Raw genomic sequence first — 10,596 nt, forward strand, 5'->3', positions numbered from 1 at the left:
TGGACCGCGGCGCCGTCCGACCGGGTCATCACGGTACGGCCGGCGTCATCGGGGCACGCCCCGTCAGCGTCCGGCGACCGACGCGCGCGCGGCGAGGATCCCGGCCACGGCGATGCCGTTGACTATGCGCCCGTCCAGGACCGCGTCCACGGCCTCGGCGAACGGCATCCGGGCCACCTCCATGTCCGCCTCCTCGTGCCGCGCCTCCGGCCGGGCCACCTCACTCAGGTCCCTGGCCAGGAACACGTGGACGCGCTCGGTACAGAACCCCGGTGACGGAACGATCGAGATGACCGGCTCCCAGGACCGCGCCACCAATCCGGTCTCCTCGACCAGCTCACGCTGTGCGGTCTCCACGGGCCGTTCGCCGTCGACGTCGCACAGCCCGGCCGGCAGTTCCCAGAGTCGCTCCCCCACCGCGTGGCGGTACTGACGGACGAGCGTCACCTGATCGGAGTCATCGAGCGCGATCACCGCGACCGCGTCGTCGTGACCGCAGATCTCCCGGTCGGCGGTGCCCCCGCCCGGCATAGTGAGGGTGTCCACGCGCAGCCGGACGATCCGGCCGTCGAAGATCTCCCGGCTGGCGACGGTCCGGTAGTCGTGCGACCCGGGGGCACCGGTGTCGGACACGCGGATCAGCTTCCGTCCGAGCGGACGTCGGAGGTCAGCTCGGCATCGACGTCGTCAGCGCGCACGCTGGACGTCTTGGCGTCCGGCGCGGCGACGGTCGCGTGAGCGGATTCCCCCGACTGGTCGGCCCGCCACGGCTCGACCGGCAGCCGCATCTCGTTCTCGTAGTCCAGGGCCGCCTTGATGAACGCGGCGAACAGCGGGTGGGGGCGTGTCGGCCGCGATTTGTACTCGGGGTGGGCCTGGGTGGCCACGAAGAAGGGGTGCTGCTCCGGCGGGTACTCGACAAACTCCACCAGGTGACCGTCGGGCGAGGTGCCGGAGAACCGCAGACCGGACTCGGCGACCTTGTCGCGGTAGGCGTTGTTGACCTCGAACCGGTGTCGGTGCCGTTCCGAGATCTCCGTGGCACCGTACGCCTCCGCCACCAGCGACCCCTTGGTGAGCACGGCCGGGTACGCACCCAGGCGCATCGTCCCGCCGAGATCGGCATTGCCGGCCACGGCGTCGACCTGATCCGCCATCGTGGAGATCACCGGATGCTCGGTGTCCGGCTCGAACTCACTGGACGAGGCCCCCTCGAGCCCGACCGATCGGGCCGCCTCGATGACGGAACACTGCAGACCCAGACACAGTCCGAGCAACGGGATACGGTTCTTCCGCGACCACGAGATGGCGCCCAGCTTGCCCTCGATTCCACGGATGCCGAAACCGCCGGGGATCAGCATGCCGTCGACGCCCCGGAGGGCCTCACGCGCGCCGGCCTCGGTGGCACAGGCGTCGGACTCCACCCACCGGATGTTGACCCGCGCCCTGTGGGCGAAACCGCCGGCGCGCAGGGCCTCGGTCACCGACAGATAGGCATCGGGCAGGTCGATGTACTTGCCGACCAGGGCGATCTCGACCTCCTCGCGCGGCTCGTGCACTCGCTTGAGGAGCTCACCCCACACGGTCCAGTCGACGTCCCGGAAGGGCAGGTTGAGCTTGCGGATGACGTGAGTGTCGAGGTGCTCGCCGAAGAGGACCTTCGGGATGTCGTAGATGCTCGGGGCGTCGGGGGTGGAGACCACTCCCTCGAGATCCACGTCGCACATGAGCGCGATCTTGGACTTGAGCCCGTCCGGCACCTCGCGGTCGCACCGCAGGACCAGACCGTCCGGAACTATGCCGATGGACCGCAGCGCCGCCACGGAGTGCTGCGTGGGCTTGGTCTTGAGCTCACCTGACGGCGCGAGGTACGGCACCAGCGAGACGTGGAGGAAGAAGATGTTCTCGCGTCCGACCTCGTGGCGGACCTGCCGGCAGGCCTCCAGGAAGGGCTGGGACTCGATGTCGCCCACGGTTCCGCCGACCTCGGTGATCACGACGTCGGGGCGGCGCCCCTGCTCGTCGGGCGCGCCCATCGCGATGATGCGTTCCTTGATCGCGTCGGTGATGTGCGGGATCACCTGGACGGTGTCCCCGAGGTACTCACCGCGTCGCTCCTTGGCGATCACCGCCGAGTACACCTGCCCGGTCGTCACGTTGGCGTTGGCGCTCAGGTCGCGGTCGAGGAAGCGCTCGTAGTGGCCCAGGTCGAGGTCGGCCTCCGCGCCGTCCTCTGTGACGAACACCTCCCCGTGCTGGAACGGGTTCATCGTCCCCGGGTCCACGTTGATGTACGGGTCCAGCTTCTGCATGGTCACGCGGAGGCCGCGTGCGGTGAGGAGCTGCCCCAGGCTGGAGGCGGTGAGCCCCTTACCCAGCGACGACGCCACGCCACCGGTGACGAAGATGTGCTTGGTCGCGGACCGCGATGCGGCTCGGTTCAGTGCCAAGGGGACTCCCGTGTCCAGACGCCGGAATGGATGAATGCTGGTAAGGCTCCGGTGCACCCCACGGGGCTTCAGGCTATCACCGAGCGGGCGGGGTGGGGAGCGACGGCACCGCCGCGGTCGCATCAGGCCGCAGCCCGTAGTGTCCCTGCCCCCGCGCGAGCTGTTCCGCCAGCGCGAGCCCCGTGGCAAGACGGCCGGAGTCCGAGCCCGCGGAGTCGACGGTCGAGACCCCGTCCTCGCCGGAGGAGCGCAGCACGGTGACCGCGTCGTACCCCTGAGCGCCCGTGAGCTCGGCCGAGACGACCGCTCCCGCACCCTCGCGATCCAGGGTCCGGGCGAACGAGGCCAGCCGGACCGCGGTCGACTCGATCTCGCCGGGACCGGTGACGACCAGCGCCAGCTGACCGGGTCGGAGCGTGCCGGGTTCGAACTCGATGAGTTCGGCGTCCGACAGGGTGGTGAGGACCGTCTCGCGCTCGTCGTCGTCCAGATGTGGTTCCGCGTCCTCGGTCCGCAGCAACCCGGCCCGGCCCAGCGCGGTGCCCAGTTGGGTCCCCAGGTCCGCATCGGTGGCCGGAGCGTCACCGATCGGCAGGTTGGCCACGAGTGCCTGCACCTCGGCGTCGGCATCCGGATCGAACGCCTTGTCGGTGAGGGTCACCCGCCCCGCGGCGATTCCGCCGCCGGCACCGATGACGTCGACGGCGGCGCTGACGTCCTCGTCGGTCGCCCCAGGGGCGACCACGACCAGCACGGGTCGCCCCTCGAGGGTGCCGTCCAGCACCGGCGGGGTGAGCTCACCGGCCATCGCGTCCAGCCGCTCGGCGGCGAGTCGCCTGGCGGCCGACTCGGCCCGGACCGACTCGAGCTGCGCCGCCGTCGTCTCCTCGCGATCGACCACAGCGTCCCGGATCGACGTCGCCACGGACGTCGACCCCAGGACCACACCCAGCCCGAGGGCGAGGAACACGGCGACCAGCGTGAGAACGTGGCGACGCAGAGAGATCAACGGACGAGCCCCTGGACCCACAGCGCGAAGGTGTTCCACGTGTCGATGGCCCAGATGAGCAGCTCCTGGGCGGAGTCGCGGGCGACCACCACCGCGGCGACCGCGACGAGCGCCGCGAGAATCACGAGGGCCAGCCCGATCCCGGCGCCGCGCGAGCGGTACAACGTGGCACACGCATCGGCGTGGACGAGGCGGGACGACACGGCGGTGTCGACCATGGTCGACGACGGAGCGGAGGAGGCGCCGAAGGCGTTCTCGAGACCGCGGTCGTCACCGGTCACCACGATCATCTCGGCTCCGCCGTGGAAGGCCAGCAGCAGGGCCATGTCGCGCGCGGTCGCCGCGGCCGGGAAGGTGGTGGCTCCCACGCCGAGTTCGGTGACCCGCTCGAGTCCCTCGGCCCTGCCATCGCGATCCGCGGGTACGACAAGGACCGCGCCGTCCGTGAGCACCTCGTCGGAGACGCCGGTGGGGGTCGCGACCACGACGTCGGCGGAGATCCGGGCCGTGCGCAGCATCTCGGCGCCCCCGTCCACACCCACGACCAGCGGCCGGTACTCCTTCATGAACGGCTTGAGTTCTGCGAGCTGGGCCTCCGAGGACCGGTCCGCCGTCACCACCACCACGTGGCGACCGGTGAAGTCCACATCGATCTCGGGCAGGCCCTCGCCGTCGAGGAGCAACTGGTGCTCGAGGCTGAGGAACTCCGTGGCGTTGGCCAGGTGTGCCAGCGCGGACTCGACGTACCCGTTCTCGGCCGCGTGCACCTCGGTGAGGAGAGTCGCGGGGCCGGCCTCGCGACCCGTGGCCAGCCGACCCTCCGTCTTGACGGAGTAGACGACGCCCTCGTCGACGCGGATCCGGGTCCCGTCCTCGACCTCGGCGAGGTCTGCGTCCTCGATGACCGGGATCGCCGCCGAGGCGAGGATCCGGAACGCGGCCCGGGGCAGCATCTCCTCACCGGAACGCGGCACGTGGACGACTGCGGCGACGTCGGCGTCGATCACGGCGCGGGCAGTGGCCGCCGTCGTCCGGTTGAGGTCGAGCACGGCGACGTCCTTGCTGCCGAGCTTCCGGGGGATCGGTGATCCCGCCCGGATATGGCGGACGGTGCCGACCACACCGGCGAGGTCGTTGGAGCGGCGATTGAGCAGACCCGTCATCTTCATGTGCCCGAGTATCACGCGTGTGATTCGAGTGACGAGGGAGGTCGGGTCGGCGTGTCGGGTTAACGGTCGACTTGAGCTTGAGACTTCTCCGACTGCGCCTTCCCCAGGAGTTCCTCGGCGTGTGCGAGACCTGTGTCGGTGTCCTCCATCCCCGCGAGCATCCGCGCGAGTTCGATGACCCTGTCCGAGTCGTCGACCGCGCGCACACCCGACACGACGCCGTCCCCACCCGTGGAGTCCGCGGCCTTGTGGATCACGAGGTGCGTGTCCGCGTACGCGGCGACCTGCGCGAGGTGCGTCACCGCGATCACCTGATGTGTCCTGGCCAGCCTGGCCAGACGCTTCCCGATGCTCAGCGCGGCGCGCCCACCCACTCCTGCGTCGACCTCGTCGAACACCAACGTCCCGCCACCGGACCGTTCGGCCAGGACGACCTCCAGCGCCAGCATCACCCTGGACAGCTCACCGCCGGAGGCACCTCGGCCCAACGGGACGACTCCCGACGGTCCGTCGAGCGCAAGCTCGACGTCGTCCAGGCCGGACTCCGTCGCGGCGGCGAGGCCCTCCCCGGCAGGGGCGACCCGTACGACCAGCCCGGCTCCGCCCATGGACAGTTCGGCCAGCTCTGACGTGACCCGTCGTGCCAGGTCCTCCCCCGCCGCCCTGCGGATCGCGGTGAGCTCGGCACCCCGCTCCTCCAGTTCGACGGCGAGCCTCGCGACCGTGGCCGTGAGGTCGGCCACCGCGGAGTCGGAGGTGTCCACCTCGGACAGTCGGACCCGCGCCTTCGCGGCCCACTCGAGCACGTCGTCCACGTCGGTCCCGTACTTCCGGGTGAGCGCCCTGAGGTCATGGCGTCGCTCGAGGGCCGAATCGAGGTCTGCCGCGTCCACCGGGAGCTCGGCCAGGTAGAGGCCGAGCTCGGTCGCGGCGTCCCCGAGCGCGGCAACGGCCTGGTCGATGCTCGTGGCGATGGGGTCCAGGGCGGGGTCCCCCGCACCCGCGAGGCGCTGCCGCAGTTGGTCCAGGACGTTGACGACAGGCTCCGCCGTCTCGCCCTCGCCCGTCAACGTCTCGTGTGCCTGCCCCGCCACCTCGCGCAACTCCTCCGAATCGGTGAGACGTCGGATGACGGCGTCGAGCTCGGCCTCCTCCCCCGGTCTGGGGTCCAGGGCGTCGATCTCGTCGAGCCCGTGGCGCAGCAGGTCGGCCTCGCGGGCCAGCTCGCGGGCGCGCCCGGTTCGCTCCGCCAGCGATCTCTCGGCCTCACGCCACCGATGGAAGGTCTCGTGGTATGCCCTCAGCGCGACCCGTGCCGGTTCGCCCCCGTGGGAATCGACCGCCTCGCGTTGCCGGTCCGGACGCAGGAGCCGGAGTTGGTCGTTCTGCCCGTGGACCGCGAGAACCGGGGAGCAGAACCGGGCCAGAGTGCCGGCGGGGACGGAACGGCCGCCCAACCGGGCCCGGGAACGTCCGTCGGCGCCGACCCGGCGGGCCGCGATCACCGTCCCGTCCTCGTCGAGCTCCACGTCCGCCTCCTCGAGGAGCATGTCCAGCTGGTGTCTGTCCTCGGAATCCATCGTCGCCGCGGCGGCCAGGTCGAACCGCCCCTCCACCACAGCCTTGTCCGCACCGCGGCGGACCCGCCCCGGATCGGCGCGCCCCCCGGCCAGAAGCCTCAGACCGGTGACCACCATGGTCTTGCCGGCACCGGTCTCCCCGGTCAGGACCGACAGGCCCGGGGCGAAATCGGCCACGGCCTCGTCGATGACGCCGAGTCCGCTGATCCGAAGTTCCGTGAGCACGCACCCACCCTAGGGGAGGGGGCGGACTGCGGATCGGCCACGCCACCCCGTCACCGGGAGTTCGAACTTGGTCACGAGTCGGTCCGTGAACGGTGAATCGTCCAATCGCACCCACTTGACCGGTCGTCGACCGCGCACCACCTCCACACGGCTACCGGCGGGGGCGTCGACCAGTCGGCGCCCGTCGAGAACGACCACCGCGGGGCCCGACCGGGTCCCGGTCTCCACGGCGACACGCGAACTGGGCGCCACGACCATGGGCCGGGCGAAGAGGGCATGGGCGTTGTTCGGGACCACCAGGATCGCGTCGAGCTCCGGCCAGACGATCGGCCCACCAGCGGAGAAGGCGTACGCCGTCGACCCGGTCGGGGTCGACACGAGCATGCCGTCGCAGCCGTAGTCGCTCACCGGTCGCCCGTCGATCTCGACCGACGCCTCGAGGACACCCTGTCGGGAGACCTTTTCGATACTCACCTCGTTGAGAGCCCAGTCGCGGGCGAGCACGGTGTTCCCGTGGATCACTGTTGCCTCGACCGTCATGCGCTCGACCACCCGGTAGTCCCGGTCCGCGATCTGTTCGACGACGCCGTGGAGAGAGGAGATCTCGGACTCGGCGAGGAACCCGACATGCCCGAGGTTCACCCCCAGCACCGGCACGTCGGCCGCGGTGGCGTACTGGCACGCCCGCAGGAACGTCCCGTCCCCACCCAGGACCAGGACGAGTTCGCACCCGTCAGCCGCGTGCGGAGTGTCCGGAACCGACTCGACGCCCGTCCCCGTGGCCACGTTCTCGCTGGTATCCGCGAGCATCCGCACCGCGATCCCCCGGTTCGCGCAGTCGTCGACGACCTGGGCGACTGTGGCGACGATGTCCGGCCGCTCGATGTTGGCCTCGAGCAGGATCCTGCGGGGCATCTCCTGCCCTGTCGTGTCCGTCACTTCGGTCCCTCCTCCACAGCGCGGCGGATGGTGTCCTGAGCCTGGGGAGTCAGCTCTACCGGTACCCCCGACTCGGTCTTGTGCAGATGAAGGAAGTACTCGACGTTCCCGGACGGTCCCGGGAGCGGGCTCGCCACGCAGCCGAGGGCCTCCAACCCGAGCGCCGCAGCGGCCCGCGCGACGCCGGTGACCGCCTCGATCCGGAGGGCGGGGTCGCGGACGACGCCACCCTGGCCGACCCGCTCGCGTCCCACCTCGAACTGCGGTTTGACCATCGGCAGCAGATCCCCGCCCGTGCGGACGCACGCGGCCAGTGCGGGCAGGACGAGCGGGAGGGAGATGAAGGAGAGGTCCGAGACAACCACGTCGACCTCCCCGCCGATGTCCTCGGGGGTGAGGGAACGCACATTGGTCTTGTCGTGGACACCGACGCGACCGTCGCTGCGCAGGCGCCAGACGAGTTGCCCGTAGCCCACATCCACGGCCTCGACGCGATCGGCACCCCGTGAGAGCAGGACGTCGGTGAAGCCTCCCGTGGAGGCACCGGCGTCCAGGCAACGCGCACCGGCGACGTCCACGCGGAAGGCGTCCAGCGCACCGATGAGTTTGTGAGCTCCCCGCGAGGCCCAGTCCGGTTCGTTCGAGGCGGCCAGAGCGATCGAGGTGGTCGGTTCCACCTGCGTCGCGGGCTTGCTGGCTGCCACACCGTTGACGATCACACGCCCCGAGCCGATGAGGTCGCGAGCACGTTCCCGACTGTCGCACATCTTGCGGCGGACGAGCTCGGCGTCCAGGCGCCTCCGCGTGACCGCCATCAGCGGGCTGAGTCCAGGGCGGAGAGTGCTCGGGCGAGCAGTTCATGAGCGGCGTCCAGGGCCCCGACCTGATCGTCGCGGACCACCCCGCCGTCGTCGCCGTCGGTCGTCGACGGCCCGACGGAGTCGGCGAGGAGATCATCGAACGCCGAGCGGAGCTCGTCGACGTCCGGGCCCGCGGGCCCTGGCAGTGGTGTCGGTCCGGGAGTGCTCACGCGGTCCACGCTAGCCCACGACGAGGCCCGCATCGGCGAGCCGCGACCGCGCACCGTCACCGGGATCCCCGATGGTGCTCACCCCGTGCAGCCACGCCTGACGGATCACGCTGCGCGCCAGGTCGACACCACTGAGCGTCTCCGGGATTCCGTCCAGGTGGAGAGCCCCGTCCAGCACACTCGCGTCGAGTCCGGCGGCCGAGTCGATGTGACTGGACTCCGGCGGCGCGGCGAGCGCCGACAGGTCCCGGGCCAGATGAGTGGCACGACGGCGCTCGTCTGCGACCAGAAGATCGGCCGCCCCGTGGACACCGGTCAGGACCAGGAGTGCAGGCATACCGGCGGCCAGTGCCCCCTCGATGTCGGTGTCGAGCCTGTCCCCGACGACGAGTGGACGCGTCGCGCCGACCAGGTCGGCCGCAGCTCTGAGGACGCCCGCGGCCGGCTTCCCCGCCACGACGGGTTCGCGATCCGTCGCCGCACGGAGCGCAGCGACCAGGGAGCCGTTCCCGGGGAGGAGTCCCCGCTCGGTGGGTAGCGTCGTGTCGGTGTTGGACGCCACCCAGGGGACCCCACGGCGGATCGCAAGACACCCCTCGGCGAGGTCAGCCCAGGTCAACTCGCGGGACAGGCCCTGGAGGACCACCTCCGGATGATCGTCGGCCGAGAGGACGACCTCATAGCCCGCCTGCTTGGCGAGGTCCCGGAAACTATCGTGGCCCACCACGAGCACTTTCGCTCCCGCGCCGACGTGATCGGCCAACATCATCACCGCCGCCTGGGCGCTCGTCATGACGTCGGACGCGCGGGCCGTGAAGCCCAGCTCGCGTAGGTGCGCTGCGGTGTCGGCGGGGGCACGGCTCGCGTTGTTGGTGACGTAGACCACGGGGAGCCCCGAGGCGTCCAGCGCCTCGGCCGCGCCCGGTATCGGCTCGGAACCGCGGATGAGCGTGCCGTCGAGGTCCACGAGCAATGCGTCGTGTAGTTGCGACAGAGTGGCTGGTGACACCCGGGTTAGTCCTCGAGCTCCGCCAGACGCGTCTCCGCGTCCGTGTGATGGTCCGGATCGGCAGCCACTGCGTGACCGAACCATGCGGCGGCCTCGTCTTTCCGCCCGGACGCCAACAGCACCTCCGCGTACGCGTAGTCCAACCGTGCCGCCTCCTCGCCCACCGCCGCCGGGTCGGCTCCCGCGTCCTGGAGGGTCACCAGGGCGGCATCGAGCTGGCCCATGTCCACTCGCGCGCCGGCCTCGACGATGCGTAGCTCCACGAGGTCCTCACCGGTGACGTGGAGGGACTCCTCGCCCCGGGCGAGTTCGATGGCCTTCTGCGGGCGCTCGAGGCCCCGCTCGCAGTCCGCCATCATCGCGAGTAGTCCGGGGCCTCCCGAGATCCGGCGGGCCGCTCGCAGTTCCCCGAGGGCCTCGGACCACTCTCGGGCCCGGTAGGCGAGCACGCCGAGGGTCTCCCGGACGACGCCTATCCGACCGGCGCGACTCTTCGCGGCCCTGCCGTGGGCGAGGGCCAGCTCGGGGTCGTCGTCGACGAAGTGCATCGCTGCGACCAGGTGCCGCGCCACGAGTTCGGCGTTGGCCTTGTCGAGCCCCCGGAGGTCCCGCCGGATCTCCATGTCGAGGTCCGCGGCCTCGATGTCGTCAGGGAGCGTCGGCTCGTCGACGCGTGCGGCCTGCCTGGCATCCTGTCCCGGCCGACCACCGGAGCGCCGTTCGTCTCCCGGTCGTCCCCCACCACGGGGCTCTCCACGGGTCGCCGCGCCACGCCGATCGGTGCCGGCGTCACCGCGACCCTGCCCCGCACGCGGGGCGCCGGTCCGTTGTCCTCCGGTCCGGCCTGCACCACCATGATCGCCCCGCACCTCGCTGCCGGCGGCACGACGACGACCCGATTCTTCGGTACCCGACCCGTCGTAGCGCTTACCCCGACGTTCACCGAAGGAGCTGTTGTCTCTCCGGCCACTGCTGGAGGCCCGGTCGCCCCTACGCGGTACGTCACCATCGCCACGCCGGGGGGTGCGATCTGGATGTTCTGACCGGGGTTCGTTCACGTCGTTCACCTTACGTGCGCCGGGCTACCGGCACTGCTGTTGAAGTATGGAGCACAAATAAGACCAGCGGGAGGAACTAGAAGTCCCTCCCGCTGGTCATGAAGTTGTGTTCGGCGGTGACCTACTC

Annotated in this window: 10 protein-coding genes; all 10 read right to left on the reverse strand. The window is 70.7% G+C overall.

Features of this window, described 5'->3' with window-relative positions; all coding sequences use genetic code 11:
• Positions 1-63: 63 nt before the first annotated feature.
• The 10 genes from G6027_RS07745 to G6027_RS07790 all read right to left on the reverse strand — a co-directional run bounded on the left by G6027_RS07745 (position 64) and on the right by G6027_RS07790 (position 10,034).
• Positions 64-633, reverse strand: a complete 570-nt coding sequence (locus G6027_RS07745) for an NUDIX domain-containing protein (RefSeq protein ID WP_182636669.1) — start codon at positions 631-633, stop codon at positions 64-66.
• Between the two features lie 5 nt (positions 634-638).
• Positions 639-2,450, reverse strand: a complete 1,812-nt coding sequence (locus G6027_RS07750) for a CTP synthase (protein ID WP_182636670.1) — start codon at positions 2,448-2,450, stop codon at positions 639-641.
• 76 nt (positions 2,451-2,526) lie between these two features.
• On the reverse strand, positions 2,527-3,459 hold the full coding sequence (locus G6027_RS07755; RefSeq protein WP_241726922.1) for a copper transporter: 933 nt from the start codon (positions 3,457-3,459) through the stop codon (positions 2,527-2,529).
• The gene (steA, locus tag G6027_RS07760; protein ID WP_182636671.1) at positions 3,456-4,628 is read right to left on the reverse strand and encodes a putative cytokinetic ring protein SteA; all 1,173 of its coding nucleotides are present in this window, start codon (positions 4,626-4,628) and stop codon (positions 3,456-3,458) included. Before steA ends, G6027_RS07755 begins: the two co-directional genes overlap by 4 nt.
• A 59-nt stretch (positions 4,629-4,687) precedes the next feature.
• Positions 4,688-6,433 carry a DNA repair protein RecN gene (gene recN, locus G6027_RS07765; protein ID WP_182636672.1) on the reverse strand — a complete coding sequence of 582 codons (1,746 nt, stop codon included), beginning with the start codon at positions 6,431-6,433 and terminating at the stop codon, positions 4,688-4,690.
• 9 nt (positions 6,434-6,442) lie between these two features.
• Positions 6,443-7,348 (reverse strand): NAD kinase, encoded by a 906-nt coding sequence (locus tag G6027_RS07770; protein WP_182636677.1) that lies wholly within the window; start codon positions 7,346-7,348, stop codon positions 6,443-6,445.
• Between the two features lie 20 nt (positions 7,349-7,368).
• A complete protein-coding gene (locus G6027_RS07775; RefSeq protein ID WP_241726923.1) occupies positions 7,369-8,187 on the reverse strand; it encodes a TlyA family RNA methyltransferase in 819 nt (272 codons plus the stop codon).
• Positions 8,187-8,402, reverse strand: a complete 216-nt coding sequence (locus tag G6027_RS07780) for a hypothetical protein (protein ID WP_346995657.1) — start codon at positions 8,400-8,402, stop codon at positions 8,187-8,189. The genes G6027_RS07775 and G6027_RS07780 overlap by 1 nt, the downstream gene beginning before the upstream one ends.
• A gap of 10 nt (positions 8,403-8,412) precedes the next feature.
• The gene (locus tag G6027_RS07785; protein WP_346995658.1) at positions 8,413-9,411 is read right to left on the reverse strand and encodes an HAD-IIA family hydrolase; all 999 of its coding nucleotides are present in this window, start codon (positions 9,409-9,411) and stop codon (positions 8,413-8,415) included.
• Positions 9,412-9,416: 5 nt separating this feature from the next.
• Positions 9,417-10,034, reverse strand: a complete 618-nt coding sequence (locus G6027_RS07790) for a tetratricopeptide repeat protein (RefSeq protein ID WP_187702710.1) — start codon at positions 10,032-10,034, stop codon at positions 9,417-9,419.
• Positions 10,035-10,596: the final 562 nt, after the last annotated feature.

The organism is Dietzia sp. SLG310A2-38A2 (assembly GCF_014145095.1).
GTDB lineage: Bacteria > Actinomycetota > Actinomycetes > Mycobacteriales > Mycobacteriaceae > Dietzia.